Annotated in this window: 20 protein-coding genes and 1 tRNA gene; 9 read left to right on the plus strand and 12 right to left on the minus strand. The window is 45.2% G+C overall.

The genetic code is table 11. The features are described 5' to 3' along the window. Window positions 1–7 precede the first annotated feature (7 nt). The 3 genes from HCJ96_RS15245 to rimK are packed head-to-tail and all read right to left on the minus strand — an operon-like array spanning window position 8 to window position 2,415. Complete coding sequence (locus HCJ96_RS15245; protein WP_169211950.1) at window positions 8–463, minus strand: ATP-dependent zinc protease family protein; 456 nt, start codon at window positions 461–463, stop codon at window positions 8–10. 18 nt (window positions 464–481) lie between these two features. Continuing rightward, window positions 482–1,510, minus strand: a complete 1,029-nt coding sequence (locus tag HCJ96_RS15250) for a succinylglutamate desuccinylase/aspartoacylase family protein (RefSeq protein ID WP_343034736.1) — start codon at window positions 1,508–1,510, stop codon at window positions 482–484. Beyond that, the gene (gene rimK / locus HCJ96_RS15255) at window positions 1,510–2,415 is read right to left on the minus strand and encodes a 30S ribosomal protein S6--L-glutamate ligase (RefSeq protein WP_169211951.1); all 906 of its coding nucleotides are present in this window, start codon (window positions 2,413–2,415) and stop codon (window positions 1,510–1,512) included. Before rimK ends, HCJ96_RS15250 begins: the two co-directional genes overlap by 1 nt. 257 nt (window positions 2,416–2,672) lie before the next feature. Between rimK and HCJ96_RS15260 the strand changes: the two genes are divergently transcribed. From HCJ96_RS15260 to HCJ96_RS15275, 4 genes are all read left to right on the plus strand, one after another. Beyond that, the gene (locus HCJ96_RS15260; RefSeq protein WP_169211952.1) at window positions 2,673–3,287 is read left to right on the plus strand and encodes a mechanosensitive ion channel family protein; all 615 of its coding nucleotides are present in this window, start codon (window positions 2,673–2,675) and stop codon (window positions 3,285–3,287) included. Window positions 3,288–3,379: 92 nt separating this feature from the next. After that, complete coding sequence (locus HCJ96_RS15265) at window positions 3,380–3,643, plus strand: DUF4212 domain-containing protein (protein WP_169211953.1); 264 nt, start codon at window positions 3,380–3,382, stop codon at window positions 3,641–3,643. A gap of 4 nt (window positions 3,644–3,647) precedes the next feature. Continuing rightward, window positions 3,648–5,345, plus strand: a complete 1,698-nt coding sequence (locus tag HCJ96_RS15270) for a sodium:solute symporter family protein (protein ID WP_169211954.1) — start codon at window positions 3,648–3,650, stop codon at window positions 5,343–5,345. 108 nt (window positions 5,346–5,453) lie between these two features. Further along, window positions 5,454–5,540, plus strand: a tRNA-Leu gene (locus HCJ96_RS15275). Between the two features lie 540 nt (window positions 5,541–6,080). Here HCJ96_RS15275 and HCJ96_RS15280 read toward each other — a convergent pair. Next, window positions 6,081–8,288 (minus strand): prolyl oligopeptidase family serine peptidase, encoded by a 2,208-nt coding sequence (locus HCJ96_RS15280; protein WP_169211955.1) that lies wholly within the window; start codon window positions 8,286–8,288, stop codon window positions 6,081–6,083. Between the two features lie 271 nt (window positions 8,289–8,559). Between HCJ96_RS15280 and HCJ96_RS15285 the strand changes: the two genes are divergently transcribed. Next, the gene (locus HCJ96_RS15285; RefSeq protein WP_169211956.1) at window positions 8,560–9,297 is read left to right on the plus strand and encodes a hypothetical protein; all 738 of its coding nucleotides are present in this window, start codon (window positions 8,560–8,562) and stop codon (window positions 9,295–9,297) included. A 41-nt stretch (window positions 9,298–9,338) separates the two neighbouring features. Here HCJ96_RS15285 and HCJ96_RS15290 read toward each other — a convergent pair whose 3' ends face one another. Together HCJ96_RS15290 and HCJ96_RS15295 are read right to left on the minus strand one after the other, a co-directional pair. Beyond that, window positions 9,339–9,755 (minus strand): MAPEG family protein, encoded by a 417-nt coding sequence (locus HCJ96_RS15290; protein WP_169211957.1) that lies wholly within the window; start codon window positions 9,753–9,755, stop codon window positions 9,339–9,341. 133 nt (window positions 9,756–9,888) lie between these two features. Continuing rightward, on the minus strand, window positions 9,889–10,422 hold the full coding sequence (locus HCJ96_RS15295) for a fasciclin domain-containing protein (RefSeq protein WP_169211958.1): 534 nt from the start codon (window positions 10,420–10,422) through the stop codon (window positions 9,889–9,891). 181 nt (window positions 10,423–10,603) lie between these two features. Between HCJ96_RS15295 and HCJ96_RS15300 the strand changes: the two genes are divergently transcribed. Then, on the plus strand, window positions 10,604–11,776 hold the full coding sequence (locus tag HCJ96_RS15300; RefSeq protein WP_169211959.1) for a tetratricopeptide repeat protein: 1,173 nt from the start codon (window positions 10,604–10,606) through the stop codon (window positions 11,774–11,776). Window positions 11,777–11,808: 32 nt separating this feature from the next. On the opposite strand, the gene HCJ96_RS15305 is transcribed toward HCJ96_RS15300, so the two are convergent. From HCJ96_RS15305 to HCJ96_RS15325, 5 genes are all read right to left on the minus strand, one after another. Further along, window positions 11,809–12,648, minus strand: a complete 840-nt coding sequence (locus HCJ96_RS15305) for an isopenicillin N synthase family dioxygenase (protein ID WP_169211960.1) — start codon at window positions 12,646–12,648, stop codon at window positions 11,809–11,811. A 102-nt stretch (window positions 12,649–12,750) separates the two neighbouring features. Beyond that, window positions 12,751–13,962 carry a NupC/NupG family nucleoside CNT transporter gene (locus tag HCJ96_RS15310; protein WP_169211961.1) on the minus strand — a complete coding sequence of 404 codons (1,212 nt, stop codon included), beginning with the start codon at window positions 13,960–13,962 and terminating at the stop codon, window positions 12,751–12,753. A gap of 12 nt (window positions 13,963–13,974) precedes the next feature. After that, window positions 13,975–14,598, minus strand: coding sequence for a uridine kinase (udk, locus tag HCJ96_RS15315; RefSeq protein WP_169211962.1), 624 nt, complete (start codon window positions 14,596–14,598; stop codon window positions 13,975–13,977). 111 nt (window positions 14,599–14,709) lie between these two features. Then, window positions 14,710–15,666: a hypothetical protein gene (locus tag HCJ96_RS15320; protein WP_169211963.1), complete on the minus strand. Its 957-nt coding sequence runs from the start codon at window positions 15,664–15,666 to the stop codon at window positions 14,710–14,712. Next, window positions 15,659–16,462, minus strand: a complete 804-nt coding sequence (locus HCJ96_RS15325) for a PhnD/SsuA/transferrin family substrate-binding protein (protein WP_169211964.1) — start codon at window positions 16,460–16,462, stop codon at window positions 15,659–15,661. Before HCJ96_RS15325 ends, HCJ96_RS15320 begins: the two co-directional genes overlap by 8 nt. Window positions 16,463–16,899: 437 nt before the next feature. Here HCJ96_RS15325 and HCJ96_RS15330 point away from each other — a divergent pair, with 437 nt between their 5' ends. After that, complete coding sequence (locus HCJ96_RS15330) at window positions 16,900–19,935, plus strand: TonB-dependent receptor (protein ID WP_169211965.1); 3,036 nt, start codon at window positions 16,900–16,902, stop codon at window positions 19,933–19,935. Window positions 19,936–20,413: 478 nt separating this feature from the next. Beyond that, window positions 20,414–21,100 (plus strand): type 1 glutamine amidotransferase domain-containing protein, encoded by a 687-nt coding sequence (locus HCJ96_RS15335; RefSeq protein WP_169211966.1) that lies wholly within the window; start codon window positions 20,414–20,416, stop codon window positions 21,098–21,100. A 23-nt stretch (window positions 21,101–21,123) separates the two neighbouring features. On the opposite strand, the gene argR is transcribed toward HCJ96_RS15335, so the two are convergent. Further along, window positions 21,124–21,588: a transcriptional regulator ArgR gene (argR, locus tag HCJ96_RS15340; RefSeq protein ID WP_169211967.1), complete on the minus strand. Its 465-nt coding sequence runs from the start codon at window positions 21,586–21,588 to the stop codon at window positions 21,124–21,126. A 246-nt stretch (window positions 21,589–21,834) separates the two neighbouring features. Between argR and mdh the strand changes: the two genes are divergently transcribed. Further along, on the plus strand, window positions 21,835–22,773 hold the full coding sequence (mdh, locus tag HCJ96_RS15345) for a malate dehydrogenase (protein WP_169211968.1): 939 nt from the start codon (window positions 21,835–21,837) through the stop codon (window positions 22,771–22,773). Window positions 22,774–22,810 lie beyond the last annotated feature (37 nt).

The following is a 22,810-nucleotide window of genomic DNA, read 5'->3' on the forward strand; positions in this document are numbered from 1 at the left end:
GTATCCCCTAGGGCTGTGTAGCAGGCTGGGTCAAGATATAATCGTGTTCAGGGTCCACGATAAAGTGTCCTGACATGGCTTCCCTTCCCAGTAACATTAAATAAGTCATTTCGGAGCGATCGGTGAGGGTTAATTGGATGTCCCAACGTTCACCCGCCATCACGATGGGAGTGTCGATGGTATACCTGCGCTCGCGGGTAGCGGTAGAGCTTTTCACCTTCTTTTGCGCCACCACTTTCGCTTCGCGGCGAACTATTTTTGACACATTATGAATATCAGGGTGAATATCGAAACTAACCCACAGCTCACCGTCCTTTTCAAATTCATCGATATTATCAACATGAAGTGAGGAGGTGGTCGCGCCGGTATCGACCCTGATATTTAAATCGTTAATGGCTAATTTAGGCAGGTCACACAATTCAAGTGCACCAACGAGTCGCTTGTTTTGCGTATTCTGGCTCATGGGCGGTTTCCTGTTTTGTTACGTTACTGGTTGATCATCAGGTAATAAGTGGTCCTGTAATATTCCCACATGCTCGGCAACTGAGCTGGGACGCTTAAAATAGGCGATGTGATAAATCGCTTCGCCTTCTTGCGTCAACGGAATATTTTGTTTGCCAATGACAACTCCTTCAGCTGGACATACAATGTTGTCCCTATGATCGCCGAAGGGATCGGCAATGGTCGCTAAAATATCGCCCTTATAAACGTGGTCACCTAACTGCGCGAGGTGATTGACAAAACCACTTTCCGAGGCTCGCACCCAGCCGCTTTCTCTGGCGATAAAGCGTCTTATATCATGACCCTTACTACGGCTTTTATTGAGCATACCAAGATGACGCATGGTATTAATCACGCCGCGTACGCCAGCACGAATCGAAAATTCATCATACCGTAAGGCCTGGCCTGCTTCGTAAAGCAAGATTTTAACCCCTGCATCGCTGGCCGCCTGCCTTAACGAACCATCTCGAATATCGGCGTTGAGTAACACGGGAATGCCGAATGCTTTGGCCATCTCCAGCACCTCGAGATCATCCAGATTGGCACGAATTTGTGGCAGGTTACTGCGATGGATGGCGCCAGTGTGTAAGTCGATCCCATAGTCACATTTGCTAATAATTTCATTAAAAAACAGGTGTGCCAGCCTGCTTGCCAGTGAACCTTTTTTACTGCCAGGGAAGCTGCGATTTAAATCTCTGCGATCGGGCAGGTAACGCGATTGTGCCAGCACGCCATACACATTAACAATGGGCACAGCGATGAGTGTACCGCGCAACTTTTCGATCGATTTTGAGCTGATTAACCGTGAGACAATTTCAATACCATTTAACTCGTCACCGTGAATAGCCGCGCTGACAAAGAGCGTGGGGCCTGGCCGTTTGCCTCTTTTAACGTAAACCGGGATACTCATATGAGTAGCGGTATATAATGGTGGCATGTCCAGCTGGATTTTAGCTGATTCGCCAGGCGCTACGGAGACACCGCCAATTATCAGTTCAGATTGTGACACTAACCTGTCCCTTTTGTTTTAGTGCTATTAGGTTTGGCTGATTTGGCGATAAAGTCAATGATCATTCCTGCAACGTCTTTGTTGGTGGCTTTCTCAATCCCTTCTAATCCAGGTGACGAGTTTACCTCCATTACGACGGGGCCGTTGTTAGAGCGTAGTATATCGACACCGCAACAGTTTAAACCCATGGTTTTAGCGGCATCAACTGCTGTTTTTCGTTCAGCTGGCGATAGTCTGACTAAACTGGCAGACCCACCGCGGTGTAAGTTGGAACGGAACTCACCCGGCGCAGCCTGTCGTTTCATGGCCGCGATAACTTTACCACCCACTACCAGGCAGCGGATATCCGAGCCGCCGGCTTCCTTAATATATTCCTGAACAAGAATACTGGCATTGAGGCCCATAAACGCTTCGATAATTGCCTCTGCTGCTTTTTGCGTATCGGCTAAAACCACACCAATTCCCTGTGTGCCTTCGAGAAGCTTGATCACCACAGGCGCGCCGCCCACATTCTTTATCAAGTCGTCGATTTTATCCGGATGGTGGGCAAATCCAGTGCGCGGCATGCCAATACCTTTGCGGGAGAGCAATTGCAACGAACGCAACTTATCTCTAGAGCGACTGATAGCCACCGATTCATTGATACTGTACGTACCCGTCATCTCAAACTGCCGGACCACTGCAGTGCCATAGAAGCTGACTGAAGCGCCGATCCGGGGAATGATGGCATCATATTTTGGCAAGCGTTTACCTTTGTAACGAACGGAAGGCTTGGCACTGGTGATGTCCATGTAACAATGCATTGTATCTATGACATCGACTTCATGCCCCTTGTTACGTCCAGCTTCGACCAGTCTCTTAGTCGAATAAAGGTTTGCGTTTCTTGACAGTATAGCTATACGCATAGCGAATATTCTCTTTAAAATTTAGTGGGTTGCTACGCACTTTAGCAGTTATTGGATGACAATAAATAGGCTGCTTTAGTTCGTGTGCGAGAGTAATTCACTTTCAGTATAGAAGATAGTAATTTTATTTTAAGTGATGCAGTTTGGATATTTTGCAATCAATCAGTGCTTGAACGCACGAAAACTGCAAAACAACACGTGCTAAATGTCTCACTTTTCCCTATCCTTGAGCTGATAAAATAGGAGCGTATATTCAAATGGCGTGGTTTAACGAACTCTCACAATGGTTGTCAGACTTTAAGATGCATTTTATCTGGACGGCAGTGATGCTGGTCTTGTATCTGGCAATGACGAGGTTTGTGTTACCACGAGTAGAAAAAAATATTGAAAAAAGCCGGTTAAAATCGAGCAATGCGGTGCACGGCTTATTTGTCGTCAGAATTTTAACTGCAGTGGTGACATTTTCGTTTATTTTACTGGCGTGGGGAATCGACTTTTCTGGCCTGCTAGTTTTATCTACATCAATATTGACACTAACCGGTGTCGCCCTGTTCGCCAGCTGGTCGTTAATTAGCAATATCACTGCCTACTTTATCCTCCTAACAAATGTGGCCTATCGTCGGGGAAACTACATACGCTTGTTAGACGGTGATAACTATATCGAAGGCTACATTGGCGACATTAACCTGTTTAATACCCGGCTGGTAACCCCCGACCGGGAAACCGTGCTTTATCCCAATAATCTTGTATTGACCCGGCCTGTATTGATTAATCCCAAAATCAAATGGCAGTCCATGGGCAAGGTCAATCCTGTCACACCCGCCGAAAAAGAAATTAAAGACAATGAAAAAACGAGCGCTCAGCTCCAGTAACCTTTAAGGCGGTAACGCTTTGATCATATTTTGATAGTGATCGCAGCGGATCTTTTGTAAGGTGAGTGTTTTCACAATGTTAATAGAACGTTATGAGTACCTCCCGCATTCAAGCCGAAAATTACTGGAAAGCTAATCTACGTTTGTTATTAAAACTGCTAACTGTTTGGTTTGTGGTTTCGTTCGGGGCAGGCATTTTGTTTGTCGACGCGCTGAATCAGTTTTCATTCTTTGGTTTTAAATTGGGTTTCTGGTTTGCACAGCAAGGTGCTATTTATACCTTTGTGGTGCTGATCTTCGTTTATGTCTACAAGATGAATACGCTGGATAGACAATTTGGCGTGGATGAGGAATGAAGTCATGGATGTACAGCAGCTCACTTTCATTATCGTTGGACTGTCGTTTGCCCTCTACATTGGCATAGCATTATGGGCACGTGCTGGCTCCACTAATGAGTTCTACGTGGCAGGTGGCGGTGTTCCTCCGGTTTTAAATGGTATGGCCACCGCTGCGGACTGGATGTCGGCAGCTTCGTTTATCTCCATGGCCGGGCTGATTTCGTTTATGGGGTATGACGGCGCTGTGTACCTGATGGGTTGGACAGGCGGATATGTATTGCTAGCCCTTTGTCTCGCTCCCTATTTAAGAAAATTCGGCAAATTTACCGTTCCGGACTTTATCGGTGACAGGTACTACTCGCAGACGGCGCGCACCGTAGCTGTTATTTGCGCTATCTTCATTTGTTTTACTTACGTGGCAGGCCAGATGCGCGGTGTCGGCGTTGTGTTTAGTCGCTTTCTTGAAGTTGATATCGTTGCCGGGGTGCTGATTGGCATGGCAATAGTGTTTTTCTACACCGTATTGGGCGGCATGAAAGGCATAACTTATACGCAGGTTGCGCAATATTGTGTAATGATTTTTGCCTATTTGGTGCCCGCCGTTTTTATTTCGCTAATGTTAACCGGACATGTGCTTCCACAGACTGGATTTGGCGCTACCCTGGCTGATGACCCAAACCTGTTTTTGCTACATAAGCTCGATCAGGTTTCGTTGGAGCTTGGGTTTGCTGAATACACATCTGGTACTAAAAGTACTATAGATGTATTCTTTATTACCTTCGCCTTAATGGTTGGCACCGCCGGTCTGCCTCACGTGATAGTACGCTTTTTTACTGTGCCCAAAGTAAGAGATGCCAGAAAAAGTGCTGGCTGGGCTTTGCTATTCATCGCTGTTCTGTATACCACTGCGCCTTCATTAGCTGCATTTGCCCGCACCAATATGATAGACACCATCAATGGACAGGACATGCAGGGTACCCGTTATCAAGCTGCACCGGAATGGATTAAAAACTGGGAAAAAACCGGGCTGATCGAGTGGGATGATAAAAACCAGGACGGTAAAATGTTTTACGCAGGCGATGAGCGAAATGAGATGCTCATCGATCGCGATATCATGGTGCTGGCCAATCCCGAAATCGCTAACTTACCCGCATGGGTCATCGCACTGGTGGCGGCTGGTGGCGTAGCCGCGGCACTGTCCACTTCAGCGGGGCTTTTATTAGTAATATCGACTTCAGTGTCGCATGATTTGCTGAAACGAAACCTGATGCCGGCTATATCTGAAAAGGCGGAGCTGGGTTACGCCCGGCTAGCGGCAGCAATCGCCATTATTATTGCCGGATGGTTCGGTATACATCCGCCTGCCTTTGTTGCACAGGTTGTCGCCTTTGCATTTGGCCTGGCCGCCTCGAGTTTCTTCCCTGCAATCATCATGGGCATTTTCAGCAAGCGCATGAATAGCGTTGGCGCTGTCAGTGGAATGGTGACCGGTATGGTGTTTACCGCCGTCTATATTGTGTTTTTCAAGTTCATTTCGCCAGAGCTTAACAGCGCCGAACACTGGTTGTTCGGTATTTCTCCGGAAGGGATAGGGACCCTTGGCATGCTACTCAACTTTACCGTCGCATTTAGCGTGGCTCGCTTTAGCAGTGACGCGCCCGAAGAGGTTCAACGAATGGTAGAGAGTATTCGATATCCGAAAACGCAGATAAGCAACTAACGCCTATCGCAATTTTCCTTAATTTTTGGGCAATAAATCCATTGACAAAAAATAGGAGGAAGCGTATCTTGCGCTTCCCCGATAGCAGGTTCACGATACTTGCTAAAGGCCCAGGTGGTGAAATTGGTAGACACGCTAGCTTCAGGTGCTAGTGGCCTCACGGCCGTGGCGGTTCAAGTCCGCCCCTGGGCACCATTGTTATATCCAGTTCGAACGAAAAAAAGCATGCTTACTTTACTCTGGTGAAGCCATCCCTGGCGATTGAGCCAGTCCCGCATCCATGCGGGCCGTTCCTCAGCTGCGAAATACCTCGTATTTCGGTCATCGTCACCCAGCCAAAAATCACTGATTTTTGTCGTTCACCAGTGTGCGAAGCAGTGCTTCGCAAGCAACTATGGACTCACCCGCCCCAGGGCACCATATTTATATCCAGTTCGAACGAAAAAAGCACGCTTACTTTACTCTGGTGAAGCCATCCCTGGCGATTGAGCCAGTCCCGCATTCATGCGGGCCGTTCCTCAGCTGCGAAATACCTCGTGTTTCGGTCATCGTCACCCAGCCAAAAATCACAGGTTCTTTTCGTTCGCCAGTGTGCGAAACAAGTCACGCTGGAAAGCATTATCCCCAATATTGCTATTGTCAAACGTGATTAGGCTGGTGGGACATAAAAGGATTGGGTGAGCTTATGGTGTGGTTTAAATCGTCCTGATCACACCATAAGCAACTTAAAAGGGACTAAAGTTTTTCCACTCCCATTTCATTCAATGTGAAACCAAAGATGTCCGCGTATTGTTCAATTGTTTTGCTGACGGGTGTACCTGCGCCGTGACCAGCATCCGTTTCAATGCGGATGAGCATCGGATTGGGGCCAGTGTTTTTCGCTTGTAGTTCGGCAGCGAACTTGAATGAATGGGCTGGCACAACTCGATCATCGTGATCTGCGGTGGTTATCATGGTTGATGGATAATCGACCTTAGATTCGACATTGTGAACCGGTGAGTAATCAAGCAAATAGCGAAACATCGCTTCGCTTTGATCTGATGTGCCATAGTCATATGCCCACCCTGCGCCAGCGGTGAAGGTATGGTAGCGCAACATATCCAGTACACCCACCGCAGGCAAGGCAACTTGCGCCAGGTCAGGACGCTGCGTCATGACTGCACCTACTAACAAGCCTCCATTAGAACCCCCGCGCAGTGCCAGATGCTGTTTGCTGGTATATTGCTGGTCTATCAGGTATTCACCTGCTGCAACAAAGTCGTCGAATACGTTTTGCTTTTGCATTTGCGTACCAGCTTGGTGCCAGGCTTTACCATACTCGCCACCGCCACGGATGTTCGGTACCGCATATACCCCGCCCAGTTTCAGCCATGTTGCTACGGTGGAACTGTACTGAGGGGTAAGGCTAATGTTAAAACCGCCATAACCGTAGAGCATGGTGGGATTTTTGCCGTTAAGTTGAATATCTTTGTGATGAGTTATAATCATCGGCACTTGCGTACCATCTTTTGACGAATAAAAAACCTGCTCAGACACGTACTGACTGCCATCGAACTTAGTCGCCGGCTTTCTCACTAATTTGCTTTCACCACTTTCAATATCGTACTGATAGATGGTATTTGGCGTACTATAGTTTTCAAACATAAAATAAGCGGTGGACGCTTCTTTAGGTCCGGCAAATGAGTTTACACTCCCCAGGTCGCGCCCGGACGATTTCACTGAACCGATTCCCGGTAGTGCGATATCACGTACAAAATCCCCGTTTAGAGCGTATTGCTTTACCTGCGAAATGGCATCTACCATATACTCAGCAAAGAAGTATCCTCCCACCGTTGAAACTGAGAGTACGTGCTCACTTTCAGGTATAACGTCGACCCAGTTTTCGACCCCAGGCTTACTGCCATCGGCGCTCACCACTTTGGAGTTCGGTGCGTCAAGGTTGGTTTTGAAGTAGAGCTTGCCGTCGTGAACCAATAATAATTCTGCGTCAGATTCTAAATCTTTCTTAATCGCAACAAACTCACTGTCAGGTGATTGTAAATCTTTAATAAACAACCGATTGCCGGAAGTTGATTCGGCTGCACCAATTATCAGGTAGCGATTTTCATCCCCAACCTGCGCACCAACGTAGCGATGTTTTTGTGCTTCGTCATGACCAAACACCTTTATGTCTGATGATTGTGCGGTTCCGACTTTGTGATAATAAACTTTATGTTGATCTGTTTTTTCGCTCAGCTCCGATCCTTTAGGCTTGTCGTAACTGGAGTAATAAAATCCTTCGTTTTTAAACCAACTGATATTACTGAACTTTACGTTGACTAATTTTTCGTCAACCAGTTCTTTGGTTTTGGTGTTCATAATGTACACATCACGCCAGTCGCTGCCACCGGTTGAGGTCTGGTAAGCGACCAGGGAACCATCTTCTGAAAACTTCATCGCGGCCAGCGACACGGTCCCATCCTCACTAAAGGTGTTTGGATCAATAAAGACTTCTGGTGCTTCATCTGCTTTTTGTCTATACACGACACTCTGATTTTGCAAGCCGTCGTTTTTATAAAAGTAGGTGTACTCACCTTCTTTAAACGGCGCAGAGACCCGTTCGTAATTAAGCAGATCGCTTAGGGTGTCAGCAATTTTTTGGCGATAGGGAATGTGAGCTAAATATTGTTGCGTGGTCTTATTCTGTGCTTTTACCCAAGCGGCGGTTTCATCACTTCGGTCGTCTTCAAGCCAGCGATAAGGATCGGCAACTTGTGTACCAAAATAAGTATCTACAGCGTCGCCCTTGCGTGTCGCTGGATAATCTATTTTTGAGGCCGTAGTAGAACTAATCTCGTTATGCTTAGGGATATCGCTCTGTTGTGTTTGTGGCTGACATGCTGTCAGCAGGCCGGCAACCGTCGCGGCGACCACTGGTAAGGTAAGATGTTTGATTTGGTTCATTTAATTCCCGTTGTTTATTGTTTTAATCACCGCATTCTTTAGCAGACTTGCGAGTCAAAATATAGTGAACTTCGACTGTACGGTATCGCTTTATACCATTTACATCCAGAGGTGGGAACGCTGCCATACGGCACTTCGTAAAATCGTCGGCTCAGAAAGGTATTAACTAGCATAACAAAGTATAAGCCAGACTACTGAAAGTGCCCTCTAACTGATTAACTAATAACCATATTTTGGTATCATTATGACCTCGAAATGTGAGGTCAGCAGCATGCAAATTAACACCAACCTTGAAAAAAAGGATTATCTTAACGCTTACAAGGAAATGTGTTTATTCGTCTTGAAACGTCCAGTTTTCACTGCGGTAATATTAGCTCTTGCCCTATTTACAACGATGATTCCGTTTTCAATGTTCCCCCTAAAAATGGCAGGCTTTGCTGTGACCGTACTGGCCACTGTTTGTCTTACCACCATATTATATCGCACTGGCTCGTTACAAGGCCTGCTCGATGAAGTGCGTTTCCAGCAAAAAGTCTTCCTACCAGCAGTGGTCGCAATTCTGGCGTTAAGCTGGCTGGGTTTCGTGGTGGCTGATGTGCTGATTGAGATGGTAGGTCAGCAAGCCCAAAAGGATACTTTACATGCTTCTGTTACCGCGACAGATGGACTGACTTCCACGTCGATATTGGCTGCGGTTATCGCTGGTGCCATCGTCTGTATTGCGCAGGTTATGCCTTTTGTATTGGCCTATTTTTGCAACGGGTTAAATGTTTCCAAGAAGCAAGGTGAAAAAATCTGGTTGGCGTTGCTTACACGCACCAAGACGTTTCTGGCCTTTGTACCTGTTGCTCAGTTAATTCCAATTGGTTTAATTTTTAAAGTCGATACCACCGGGATCATGATTTTACTGGCCTCTTTGTATAGCACTTTCCTATTTTTCATCGTATTCAACATCGAGCCCAGAGAAGCTGAAAAATCACAGCAGTTTACCCTGGCTGGACAGATGTAAAGCGAGGTCCGAATGCGGCGTCACATGACGCCCATCGCCTATCACAGCAAATGAATCGCCAACAGAACAATTAACACGCCGCAAATTAACCAGCCTATGATAAAAAAATAGCTTCTTGGGCTCGGGTTTTTCTCGGTTGCAATTGCGTAATACAAAACCATATGCAACAACCTGGCAATAGCATAAATCCATACGATGATTGCGAGGGTAGTGGGGTTGAAACCAACCATTATCGCCAGTATTGACGGAAACATGATCAGTGGCAGGTTTTCTAATGAGTTTTGATGTGTCCGATGGCTTCTGAAAACAAATGATTCGTGACTTAAATTATCATCAACGACACCCGGTACGTAATGCGACTGCCTGCGATGAGCGACGGTTGCAATCATGCTTTGCACAAACAAAAGCATCAATATAAACCACAACCCCCAGATTGCTAAACTGTAAGTGACAAACATCGTTTTCCTTCCAATTGGTTAATACAAACGTGCATTAGTCCGCGTTGAGTTAGCAGATATCAGTGCGGGCTGCTATCCCTGTTGTATCACAAAAATAATGCGGAAGTAGCGTTATACAGATAACCTGAGAGGCCTACAATTTGCCTTTAACGTCTTTGGGTATCAACAATTTATCGATAGCATGGATCATCGCATTTGAAGCGCTTATGTCTGCTTGAGTAACGGTAGCATCGTTAATCGTCAACTTGTCTTCGTTCATGGTTATGGAAAGAGGGGCGCCTTCAACTGATTCCAAATCTGACAGCGCCGAAAGTTTGCTGGCATCATGCTTTCCTCGGATCAGGTGGTAAGTAATAACCTGCACCAGATATTCACGGTTTCCCTTGCTTAATAGTTTATTCAATTTCTCTTCAGGCAACGCATTGAAGGCTTCGTTGGTTGGCGCGAATACCGTAAATGGGCCTATGTCGCGAAGGGTTCGTGTGACCCCGGCACTTTTTATCGCTTCCATAAACGTTGTGAACTGCGGGTCTTTCGCGGCAGTGGCGATAAAGTCTGATTCCTCACTCATGTGTTGCTGGGCGGTGGCGGAAAAGCTAAGCCAGGGTAATGCCACCAACAAAATTATTCTTAAGACCTGATTTCGCATATTTTTCTCCGTTTTCACGCATGTCACCTTCTGCATGACGTTATCAACACAACGACCAACATATGCATTTCGACGGCGGTCCAGCGTGCTCAATTGCGTTAAGTAGTTTGTCCAATACGTTGAGTGGTTGCACTCAGTTAAAAATTGTACGCGTTATTGTCTATACTAAAAATAGATTAAATAAGTTTTGGTGGTGCATGTGAATCGCATATTAAATTTATTTTTATCAGCATGCGTTTTAAGTGCATGTTCACAGACACCTGATCCCTCTGAATTGACTCACCTGTCTTCAACTGCGCTAGCGGATGATCTGTTTCCCAGTTATAAACTGTTTAAGACTGAAACTGCTGAAGACGTGTTCTCGCTGAGTGACGAAGCACGGGTGTTCGTTCACCGTTCAATTAAGCCTGAAAATGGGAGCTTAGCCGATGCCCCCGATATCAGTAAGTTGGTAAAAAGAATTTTTGATCACACGGAGATGGGGCTGAACTATAGAAATAGCGCCAATTTTACCGCCAGTGAAACGTTTGCCAATAAAACGGCTAACTGCCTTTCTTTATCTATTATGACATACGCCATGGCTGAGTATGCAGGGTTAGATGCGGCTTTTTATGTAGTGGATATACCTGAGTACTGGGTCAGACGAGCCGGGTTTGATGTACTCAATGGCCACATTAATTTAAAAATTTCACCCAGGGAATTGCCGGGCACGGTAATCGTATTTAATGAAGCCATTGATGTCGATTTTGATCCTCAGGATATTCGAAATCAATTTCCCAGAAAACGCATCAGCAAACAACGCGCATTGGCGATGTTTTACACCAATAAAGGTGCTGATGCGTTTCTGGAAAACAGTTACAGTAAAGCGTACGCATTCCTAAGACAGGCCAGCCTTACCGACCCGCTTTACTCATCAGCCTGGACTAATCTTGGCGTTTTGTTTCGGATAAATGGATTTAATCAGGAAGCCGAGCGAGCTTATCGACACGCGCTTGCGTTAGATGATAATAACTGGACTGCCTGGGAAAATCTGGCACATCTTATGAAGATGACCGACCGTCAGGAGGAAGGAGAGTCGATTTTGGCCAGGCTTGAGCGCTCGCGGTTGGATAATCCTTTTTATCACCTGATTTTAGGCGAAAGGGCGTTTGAAAAACGTGAATACGCACAGGCGATAAGACACTATCGGGATGGCTGGAGACTCGACAGGAAAAAACCGCAGATCCTTTTTGGGTTAGGTAAAAGCTACTATGCAGAGGGTGATATCAACAAAGCCGCACATTATTTGGAATTAGCAGCGCGCTATGCACACAATAAAGATGACGAGTCACGCTACCAAAATAAACTCTCGCTATTGCAGACAAGCTTGTAAACGGCACCCCTTGCGGGGGGCCGGAGTAACACTTAAATGACGCCTAATTCCCTTAAGCGCTCTTTCAGATAAGAGTCTGCTGTATGGCGTTCAGACAACACCACTTCAGGACGAGGATGTAAAAATAGAGGAAGCGATATACGTGATTTGGTCATATCAACATTCTCCGGATTGATCACCCGGTGAGTGGTCGAGGGGAAGTAATGGCCCGACGCCTCCTGTAACATATCGCCAATGTTCACAATCAAGTTACCGAAGTCACACGGCACCTCCAGCCATGAGCCGTCCTGTGCCTTAACCTGTAATCCAGGTTCATTAGCTGCAGGTAAAATCGTAATTAAATTAATGTCTTCGTGAGCAGCTGCACGAATGGCATCCGGTTCTTCGTCCCCTTTTAAGGGCGGATAGTGAAGCACCCGCAGAAGTGTCTGGTCGCTGTCCTTGATCATCTCAGACAAAGGCTGGCTGTATTTTGCGCTGACTTCTTCAGGTGAATTTTTTTCAATCCAACCTAATAACTCACGCGCTAACGTATTGGCTTTTTCATAATAAGATGCAAGCAACGGACGCAACGGTTCAGGACACTGCCCCCAAGGGTAAAAGTGAAAATACTCCTTGATATCCTTTTGCGTATTGCCTTTAGCCACTTCGGAAACCGTGGTAGGGAAAAAGCCGTCTTGTTTATGTTTGTTATACAAATACTGGTGCTTTTCTTCACTGTCGAAAAAGGCCTGCCAGGCATCATATATTTCTTGCACCATAGATTGCTGAAGCGGGTGGTTTTTGAGCACACCAAAACCCGTTTCGCGGAGCGACTCAACAAACAACTTGTCTGCATTTTCAGCGTTATAATCAACTGCGACTAATTGCATAACTTTCTTTCCAGATCAATAAAGGGCCGTTTAATCATCAGGCCCAATTTATAAAACAGGTATTTTATCGCAGTATTGACCGCGGTAAAATTGATTATCAAATTAACTCAATGACAAATAGAACCCGGCCAACGATGCACTCATCAAATTGGACAGGGTGGCTGCTATTACCGCTTTAAGTCCAAGAGAAGCAATTTCTTTTCTACGCGTTGGAGCCATTGCACCAATCCCACCCATTAATATAGCGATGGATGAAAAATTAGCAAAACCGCACAGTGAGAAAGTGACAATAGCTTGTGTAGAGGGTGATAAGGTATCTATCTGTTCGACAAAATCCAGGTAGGCAACGAATTCGTTAACAACAATTTTTTGGCCAATGAAGCTCCCGGCAATCTGCGCTTCCTCCCACGGCACCCCAATCGCCCATGCCAGCGGTTGAAGGATAAAACCTAAAATGCCCTGGAATGTGACCCCATCAAAGCCAAACAATTCGGCAGTCCAGCCTATTAAGCCATTTAACATGGCGATCAACGCAACAAAAGCCAGCAGCATCGCACCCACGTTAAGGGCTAATTGCAGACCTGCTGCCGCCCCGGTTGCCGCAGCATCAAATACGTTAGCATAACTGGTTTCTTCGGCCTCGATATTATCAAGTTCATCATTGGCTTTATTTATTTCAGGTTGCATGATTTTGGCCATTAACAGGCCACCAGGCGCTGCCATAAAACTGGCTGCCAATAAGTATTTCAACTCTACGCCTAAACTGGCATAACCGGCCATCACAGAACCTGCGATTGAGGCCAAGCCACCCACCATGATGGCGAATAGTTCTGAACGAGTCATGTGGGGAATAAAGGGGCGAACCACGAGTGGTGCTTCAGTTTGGCCGACAAAAATGTTTGCAGCAGCGGACATGCTTTCAGGACGGCTGGTTTTTAACGCGGCTTGTAAGAACCCGCCGATGATGCGGATGATCCAGCTCATAATGCCCAAGTGGTAAAGAACGGCAATTAATGATGAAAAGAAGATAATGACCGGCAATACGTTAAAAGCGAAAATAAAACCAAGGGATTTATCCCCGATAGGACCAAATAGAAAGTTTATTCCCTGTTGACTGTAATCAATAATGTCGCCGACAAACTCTGTCATTTTAAGCAACATCTTGATACCCGGCTCGAAATAAAGAATAAAAGCGCCTATCAGCGCTTGTATTGCAAACGCACCGCCTACGGTGCGCCAATTAATTGATGATCTCGAAGCCGATAAAGCAAAAGCGATGCCGAGCAACAGCAAAATGCCCAGTAAACTTACCATGGCCAGTCTTCCTTACTGCAATGCCTGCTGGATATGTGATTTGATCACGTCCAGTGCAATTTGATTTTTCCCACCCTGTGTTACTACTACATCAGCAGTAAAACGACTAGGCTCGATAAATTGGTGATACATCGGTTTTACCGTGGATTCATATTGCTTTGCCACCGACTCCAACGTTCTACCGCGTTGTTTAACATCTCGCATCATGCGACGCATCAGACAGATATCTAGGGGCGTATCGATAAAGATTTTCACATCATACAGTGGAAGCAGCTCTGGTCGTGCTAATAGCATTATGCCTTCAAGAATAATGACTGGCGCTGGTTCCAGACATTCAGTTTCCGGCAATCTGGTATGGGTTTTAAAACAATAATGTGGATAATCTATCGTGTGGCCTTCACGCAGGCTTTGCAAATGTGCCTTTAACAATTCGTGTTCGAATGCATTGGGATGATCGTAATTATTTTTTTCACGCGCTTCCATAGGCAAATGATCCTGCGCGCGATAGTAATGATCTTCTCGCAAAATCTGGACAGGACTGCCTTGAGCAGAGAAGGCATTAAACAAATTTTCGGTAAAAAGCGATTTACCAGAGCCCGAGGCTCCGGAAATAGCAATAATTAATGGCGATTGCATAGCGTGTGAGGACAATTCTTCTTGGTGCAAAGATACTTGTTTGCACCGCATGAATCAATCACAACGTAAGAAATTGTGTGATATTGGTACAAAAAACGACGTAAATACTACCTAAGTATGTGTTATTTCGATATCTGTGGCTTTCAGGTTGCGCAATGCAAAAGAGTGTTGTTTAGAACGTGAACCCTCCCCCTGTGCCCGTGGCGGATAATATTTTTCTTTTACCGCTGGCTGGTCGCAGAATAATTCGTCCAGTGCTGAGCGAATTTCACTTAACGTTTTTTCCAGGTTGGCGTTAAAATCGGGGCGTTTACGTTTGGTGTGACCCAGTTCAATTAAGCGTCCGAAAACTTTATTACATAACGCGGTAAGTTCGCTGGGGATGTCCTGATGATGTGACAGCGGAGTGTCAGGGTGCTGAATGCAGTATTGAACCAGCGCGGCATAAAAACAAAAGGGCTTATTCTGCAGGTTCACCGTTTTGTTATCCACACTGTTAATTAACAATTTATCTTCAAGGTTAATGATCAATTTTGGCGTGAGCGGCTTGTTCACTTTTTTAGCTACGGTGGTATTTTTCTCTTGTCGTTTGGAGCGATAGGAAATAAGACCTAGTAGCATTGCGAACAGCAAACTGGTTGGACTAAACGTTAAATAATGGGTTAATGGCAAATTTGCCAGGCGAATAGTGACTGACTGTTCAGATGAGGAGAACGATTTCGTCAACAGCGAGTTGAAAGTAACCGCCAGCGCGTCGGTATTTTCCACTCCTTGAATGGAAATAACCCGAACAGGTAGGTTGTTATTGTGTAAATCAGCATTTAAATTATTAATATAATTGAGTACGTCCTTTTCGTTAACGGACGTCGACAGGGCGTCGTTACCAATATCCAGATAAAAGCTGTCTAACAAAATTCGCTCATAAACTTTATCATTGGCTTGATGGTGCAGAACCCATGCGCCTATGCTCTGGCCGCCAATAACTGCGGCTTGTAAAATGCAAAACGCAGTTGCCGCTAACAAGCCCAATCTACGCCATGAGATGGTGGCCAGAAAAGTATTATTCATTGCAGTCACCGACAATTTCCACTCGCTTGTAGTACCCTTTTGGTTGCGCCGAAGCCAGAGTCTTTATTATGTTTTGTATGGCGCATTTCAGATCCGTGTTTTGGGTCCGCATCTTTAGATACCAGCGCATTCCTGTCACCGTATCGTTAATCGGGGTGATATAATTTGGCGAGAGCGTCTGATTGTCAGTCTGGTCCCAGTAGGTAGAAATAATATCAACCTTATCTGCCAGTAACGCTTGTCTTAATTCGTTATGCGAATTGTAATAGGTTAATGTCACCGTGTTTTCATTCAGTCCAAGCGAATTCAAAACGGTTTTAGGAATGATATGCCCTGAACGACTGCTGGGATAATCCAATAGACCTATTCTTTTTCCCAACAGATATTCTTTTGTGATCAAGGGTTTTTCTCTTAGCGCAATGAAATAGGCTTGATAATCCGGATACATCGCAATGGCCTGATAGCCATAAATTTCGTCTGCCACAAAGGCTTCTACAATATTACTCTTAATTAGGGCTAAATCACTCACGCCGTGGTTGATGTAACGAAACGTATCCAGGTCACTATGTCCAATACGCACTTCTACCTGCCCAAACTGGCGTTTGACCACGTTATTATTACACAGTAATTTAAGCGCAGGGCCAGCCACTGCGCGGTCAGTAATATAGACAGAAAAATTTGATTGGTTTTCAGATAATCGGGTATCACAGCGCAGGGTGTGCGTTATTTGCGGTGATACATCAACAACCTCGTAGTAGACTTTAGTAAATCCGAAATAGCCGAACATGATCGTCATTGACAACCATAAAATGAGTAGAGTACTTTTAGATGGGTGAATTTTAACCAACTTCGATTGCGAGATATTTCTTATTTAATAGTGGTATTTCATCAGTGAATATTATTTATTGCAATAGGTAAAGTTATTAGATGTCGATAACAAATTGTTTTATTTAGATATTTTATAAAATAAGTTGAATTTGCTTAAGGGGTGTTTATTCATTGCATTTTTGTAACAATTGCGCCCGCAGTGAGAGGGTCTTATCTAGTAATTCGTCCTTTGCACTAGAAGAATAAAAAGCACAACGGCTCACTAGGGTACAGTACGTTGGCACAACGAAAAATGGCTCAGTTTTTGTCATAAAGGTGCAACAAACACCTCAGACAATTACGTCGCCAAAAAAACTAGTCAGGCTACAAAATAATTTTTAAGCCAAATTAAAGGGAAACACACACATGTTTGCTAAATCTCAAATAAGCCGCGTCGCTATCGCGGTTGCCATGTCTGTTGGCATGGCAACCAGTGCCATGGCGCAAGAAACTTCGTCATCCGTTCGTGGAACAATCACCGGACCTAATGGCAATCCAGCACCTGGTAGTGTAATTACCATTACGCACGTTCCTTCGGGTTCAACCAAGACGGTAACTGTAGGTGAAGAAGGTTCTTTCAACGTCAGCGGTTTGCGCGTTGGTGGACCATACACCATTGCGGTTGATTCACAGCAGTTTAAAGATGCAACCTACGAAGACATTTCACTTTCATTAGGTAAACCTTTTCAAATTGACGTTCAATTGGACAGCGGTGAAAACGTAGAGACCATCGTAGTTTCTGCTTCAACTTCAAGCTTACTTGCGTTTAATAATGTGCGTGGTCCGGCTGCAAATTTTAGCCAGGAGCAAATCGAAAACTCACCCGCTATCAACCGTGCTATTACTGACATCGTACGAATCGATCCACGTATCTACGTATCTGAAGGTAATGATGATGGCGATACTATCCAGTGCGCCGGTAAAAACAGACGCTTCAATAGTTTTACTGTTGATGGTGTGCGAATGGACGACATCTTCGGCCTTAGTGATACAGGTTTACCTACCAACCGTTTTCCTTTTTCATTCGATGCGTTAGAGCAAGTTTCGGTAGAATTGGCGCCATTTGACGTTGTTTATGGTGGATTTTCCGCATGTACCATTAACTCGGTAATCAAATCTGGTTCAAACGAAGTGCACGGTTCGGTATTCTACGACTACACTGACGACAGCTTGCGCGGTGATTCGCTTGAGGGTGAAGATATCGTGTGGCCAGAATATGAAGAAAAACGCTATGGCTTAACCATCGGTGGTCCACTTATCAAAGATAAGCTTTTCTTCTTTGCAGCTTACGAAAAACTTGAAGGTGCAGACGTGTATGAGGGTGGTGTAGTTGGTTCAGGTGCCGCGAATGCATCTGACTTCGTTACTCAATCTCAACTAGATGAAATTATCTCTATTGCACAAAATCTGTACCAGTACGATCCAGGTGCAGTGCCTACTGATTTGCAAAAAGGTGACGAAAAGTATCTGATTAAATTAGATTGGAATATCAACGCCAATCATCGTTCTTCATTAACCTATATCAACAGTGAAGATTTCAATACGACTGACAGTTCTTTCTATGATGTTCAATTAGAAAGTAATCTGTACAGAGAGGCCAAAGAGTTATCTTCTCTTTCTGCTTCGGTCTATTCAGATTGGAACGATTATTTCTCTACAGAAGTCAGGTTTACGAGCTTATCTGTAGATAACGACAATGCACCTTTATTCGGCACTGATTTCGCGAACATAGGCGTGCTGATTGATGGCGATCGCGCCGTGACCATGGGTGGTGACGTTTTCCGTCAAAATAACCGCGTTGAGTATGGTGTGGATACCTTTGCTATTAAAGGTAATTACTATTTAGACGATGGCTCTACAATTACAGCTGGTATTGAGCGCGAAACTATCGATGTGTTCAACCTATTTGGTCGCTACTCTGAGTCTGAAATTATTTTCGATAGCATCGATGACTTCCGAGCAGGTATCCCTTCTAGTTTTGAATACGAGAATGCGGCAACGGGTGATGTAAACGATGTTGCTGGTGCGTGGGAATATTCAACCAATACGTTGTATGCGCAATACGACTTTGAACCCCTCGACATGTTACGATTGGTCGTTGGCCTTCGCTATGACGAGTACGATACAAGCGACACCCCTACCAGAAACCCGCTTTTTGAAGAAGATTACGGTTTCTCTAACGCACAAACGCTTGATGGCGTGTCGTTGTTGCAACCTCGAGTCAGTTTCACTTATGATTTAGCGGATGACATTATCCTTCGTGGTGGTCTGGGGCTATATTCTGGTGGTAACCCTGCTGTTTGGTTAACCAACAGTTTTGTGCGAACTGGCGGTAAAACGTTTGCAACTGACGATGCTGGACTGGAAGAAGGTCAAAGCCTGTTTGATGTACCACATTCTGGCGCGGAAGAAGGTAGACCTAGCAGTGCTGGTTGGGGTATTCCCACCGCTGCTTACAATGAAGTGAACAGCAATTTAGGTTCGTTCAGCGAATTCGCTGATGTTAACTATCTTGACCCAGACTTCGATATGCCTTCTGAGTGGAAGCTCTCTCTTGGAACTACGCACACGTTAACCGACGACATCTCTGCAAGTTTTGATATCTTATTGTCACAGAGCAATGACGCGCTAATGGTTAAGCGTGGCGATTTGGACCCAGTGGTTGACGCGAATGGTAACCAGGTTCTTACTGAACAAGGTTTGCCTGCTTACGAGTCAAACCGCATTGAGTCTTACGTAGTCACTAACGCAAGCGAAGATGCATTCTCTTACATCTTGTCAGCAGGTTTTGCCGGTCAACACGATAACGGCATTTCATGGACGTTAGGTTATGCTTACAGTGATGCAGAAGATGTTCAAGGGTTGGTTAGCTCTCAGGCTGAATCTAACTACCAGCGTACAGCTCGTCGTGATGCGCAAGGTGAATTAGCTGCGACATCAAACTACAACATTGAGCATCGCTTGACGGGTACGTTAACGTATTCTCATGAGCTTATCTCTGGTTTTAACACCCGATTCTCTATGTTCGCGGTATATCAATCTGGTGAGGTTTACAGCCTGACTGAAGATGGAACAGGACTTTACGCACGTCGCGGCCCTCTGGGTGAGTTGACTGAAGACGGATTGGTGCTTGTTTCCGGTGCAGAGCGCAACGGCGAAGAAGGCCCATCATGGGCGAAAGTCGACCTTAAGGTAACCCAGGATTTACCTGGCATTATGGAAGGTCACAAAGCGTCAGCGTTTATCGTAATTGATAACTTTACCAACCTCTTAAACGATGACTGGGGTGTATTGGAAGAGCAGGATGGCAATTATCAATTCAGTGAAGTTGGTGACACGCCGTTTGTTAAACAGAATGCATCTGTTTACGAAATTCGTTTTGGCGTAGAGTACAAATTCTAATTCCAAACAGAATACGCGCTGTACAGCGAAGTTGATTGACATTGGTTTGGTGCAAAAATCGCATCAAACTATCGCTCAATCTATTTAAGTGAAAAAAACCGATGCTCGATTCGCAGTATCGGTTTTTTTATTCCCCTCCAAAATCTCGCTCCTCCTTTTACATCAAAAACTTCGCAATCTTTTCATACATGGTTGATAAATGATTCATTTATAGCATTACGTAACCAATATGCTTGAATACCTTCTTGATGGAGTGATCGATGCGTTCGTACCAGGGTTAGGTAAGTATAAAAATAACAATGTTTACGCGATTAGCGGTGTGACACGAGGTAAAGCATATCGGCAAAGTGATATACCTAAAGTTGAAAAAAATAAATTCAGTTTCGCTTGAGAAGCAAACCAGATTCTGGGAATACTTATAAACCTTTATGTCTTCATTGGGGTAGTGAATAAACTACATTTAGAATATAGGTGATATATGACAAAGCGAATTTTAATGGTGATGACTTCACATGATGTCTTAGGCGACACTGGCAATAAAACCGGCTTATGGTTAGAAGAATTTGCCTCACCCTATTATGCATTTGTTGAAGAAGGGTATTCAGTGACCCTGTCATCGCCCGCTGGCGGCGAGGTTCCGTTGGATCCGAACAGTCTCGCGGACGATGCTCTCACAGATGCGACACGCCGCTTTGCAGATGACGAGCGAGCGCGGTCTGCGTTGGCGTCTACTATAGCATTGAAAGATGTGCGAGCAGAAGAATTCGATGCCGTATTCTATCCCGGCGGACACGGCCCCCTTTACGATTTAGCCGATAATCGCGATTCAATTAACCTAATTGAGAACATGTTGAAAGCTGCGAAACCGGTGGGCGCGGTATGTCACGCTCCAATTGTACTAAAAGACGTTAAGGGAGAAGAAGGAAAAGCTTATATTGACGGTAAAGAAGTCACTGGCTTTTCTAATGCTGAAGAAACTGCAATGGAACTGGATTCAGTTGTGCCCTATTTAGTAGAGGATGAATTACGGGCCAGTGGAGGGAAATTTTCCAGTGCCGGTAACTTTGAACCTCACGTCTGTAAAAGTGATTTGTTAATTACCGGGCAAAATCCTGCTTCTTCAAAGCCCGCCGCCGAGGCATTGATAGCTCGCTTAGCACAATAAAGAGTGAGCCTGAGGGCTCACTTTTAGACACTTTCGAACAGATCCTCGACGCGCTGGCGCAGTTCCTCAATTCGGCTGACATCTGCGGGTGCGATGAAAATAGTATCATCACCCGCAATGGTGCCAAGCACGCCATCTTTTTTGCTCAATGAATCTAGCAATCGGGCAATGAGTTGTGCAGCCCCGGGGCTGGTTCGAATAATCACCATTACTTTATTATGTACGATATCCAGCACCAGGTGCTTCAAAGGGCTTTTTGCTGTAGGCATACCTAACTCTGGTGGCAGGCAATACACCATATCGCCACGCGCGTTGCGGGTACGAACGGCACCAAACTTACTTAACATACGCGAGATTTTTGACTGGCTGATATTATCATAGCCTTGTGTTTTTAACGCATCGACAATTTCGCCCTGCGAGCCGTAGCTTTCGGCTTTGAGGATCTCTTTGAATGCTTTGATAAGTTGTTCTTGTTTTAAATTAGCCATTACATCTCATATTTTTGGAGTTGTGGTAGGGTTACGTTATTATATAGAAATCATTGTGCATTTTGCCCGATAGGTGCATCGGGTGCAATTTAATTGCATAATCATTCAAATTTTTGAATATATGCGCTCGCGGCGGTGTCAGATTGCTGGTTTAGTAACAGGGCATTTATGCGATTGCGTTTTCTTTTGCGTTACATTACTGTGACGCTCCATTAAGAAATGAGTGTAAACCATAGGAGAAATGGTATGAAAGTAGCCGTGTTGGGTGCTGCCGGTGGTATTGGTCAAGCGCTATCGTTGTTGTTAAAAACACAACTGCCTGCTGGGTCAGAGTTAGCGCTGTATGATGTCGCACCTGTTGTACCAGGTGTTGCTGTTGATCTGAGTCATATCCCCACTGCAGTTAAGGTCACCGGTCACGGAAAAGAGGAACTTGAACAAGCATTGACGGGTACCGATATCGTGCTTATCCCTGCTGGTGTTCCTCGTAAGCCTGGAATGGATCGCTCCGATTTATTCAATATCAATGCAGGTATCGTTAAAACATTGATTGAAGGTGTTGCGGAACACTGCCCCAAAGCGTGCATTGGTGTTATTACCAACCCGGTTAACACGACTGTAGCTATCGCGGCAGAGACATTGAAGCAAAAAGGCGTGTATGACAAAAATAAACTTTTCGGTGTCACCACACTTGACGTGATCCGCGCAGAGACCTTTGTTGCCGAGCTAAAAGAATTGGATCCTGCCGCTGTTCATGTTCCTGTAATTGGCGGGCATTCGGGTACCACTATTTTGCCGCTGCTTTCTCAGGTTGAAGGCGTAAGCTTTACCGATGACGAAGTAGAAAAGCTGACACATCGTATTCAAAACGCCGGCACCGAAGTAGTTGAAGCGAAAGCGGGTGGTGGCTCTGCGACTCTTTCAATGGGACAGGCTGCAGCACGTTTTTGTCTGTCACTGGTTGCTGCCATGCAGGGCGAAAATGTGGTTGAGTACACCTATGTGCAAACTGACGACAGTGATGATGCCGCGTTTTTCTCGCATCCAGTACGCTTAGGTGCCAATGGTGTTGAAGAAATCTTGTCGTATGGTGAATTAAGCAGTTTTGAGCAAAAAGCCAAAGATGACATGTTAGAAGGCTTGCGCGGCGATATCAAAATAGGTGTCGAGTTTGTTAACAGCTAAACACCATGCAACAGCAGTGCCACTCAGTACATGCGGT

It is taken from the genome of Alteromonas ponticola, assembly GCF_012911815.1.
GTDB lineage: Bacteria > Pseudomonadota > Gammaproteobacteria > Enterobacterales > Alteromonadaceae > Alteromonas > Alteromonas ponticola.

Bases quoted from the DNA above. Each gene is read 5' to 3' on its own strand.
- HCJ96_RS15280 (WP_169211955.1), bottom strand. From the start codon at position 8,288: ATGAACCAAATCAAACATCTTACCTTACCAGTGGTCGCCGCGACGGTT.
- HCJ96_RS15245 (WP_169211950.1), bottom strand. From the start codon at position 463: ATGAGCCAGAATACGCAAAACAAGCGACTCGTTGGTGCACTTGAATTG.
- HCJ96_RS15330 (WP_169211965.1), top strand. From the start codon at position 16,900: ATGTTTGCTAAATCTCAAATAAGCCGCGTCGCTATCGCGGTTGCCATG.
- HCJ96_RS15290 (WP_169211957.1), bottom strand. From the start codon at position 9,755: ATGTTTGTCACTTACAGTTTAGCAATCTGGGGGTTGTGGTTTATATTG.
- mdh (WP_169211968.1), top strand. From the start codon at position 21,835: ATGAAAGTAGCCGTGTTGGGTGCTGCCGGTGGTATTGGTCAAGCGCTA.
- HCJ96_RS15325 (WP_169211964.1), bottom strand. From the start codon at position 16,462: ATGACGATCATGTTCGGCTATTTCGGATTTACTAAAGTCTACTACGAG.
- HCJ96_RS15310 (WP_169211961.1), bottom strand. From the start codon at position 13,962: ATGGTAAGTTTACTGGGCATTTTGCTGTTGCTCGGCATCGCTTTTGCT.
- HCJ96_RS15305 (WP_169211960.1), bottom strand. From the start codon at position 12,648: ATGCAATTAGTCGCAGTTGATTATAACGCTGAAAATGCAGACAAGTTG.
- HCJ96_RS15335 (WP_169211966.1), top strand. From the start codon at position 20,414: ATGACAAAGCGAATTTTAATGGTGATGACTTCACATGATGTCTTAGGC.
- HCJ96_RS15320 (WP_169211963.1), bottom strand. From the start codon at position 15,666: ATGAATAATACTTTTCTGGCCACCATCTCATGGCGTAGATTGGGCTTG.
- HCJ96_RS15270 (WP_169211954.1), top strand. From the start codon at position 3,648: ATGGATGTACAGCAGCTCACTTTCATTATCGTTGGACTGTCGTTTGCC.
- HCJ96_RS15260 (WP_169211952.1), top strand. From the start codon at position 2,673: ATGGCGTGGTTTAACGAACTCTCACAATGGTTGTCAGACTTTAAGATG.
- udk (WP_169211962.1), bottom strand. From the start codon at position 14,598: ATGCAATCGCCATTAATTATTGCTATTTCCGGAGCCTCGGGCTCTGGT.
- HCJ96_RS15265 (WP_169211953.1), top strand. From the start codon at position 3,380: ATGAGTACCTCCCGCATTCAAGCCGAAAATTACTGGAAAGCTAATCTA.
- argR (WP_169211967.1), bottom strand. From the start codon at position 21,588: ATGGCTAATTTAAAACAAGAACAACTTATCAAAGCATTCAAAGAGATC.
- HCJ96_RS15285 (WP_169211956.1), top strand. From the start codon at position 8,560: ATGCAAATTAACACCAACCTTGAAAAAAAGGATTATCTTAACGCTTAC.
- rimK (WP_169211951.1), bottom strand. From the start codon at position 2,415: ATGCGTATAGCTATACTGTCAAGAAACGCAAACCTTTATTCGACTAAG.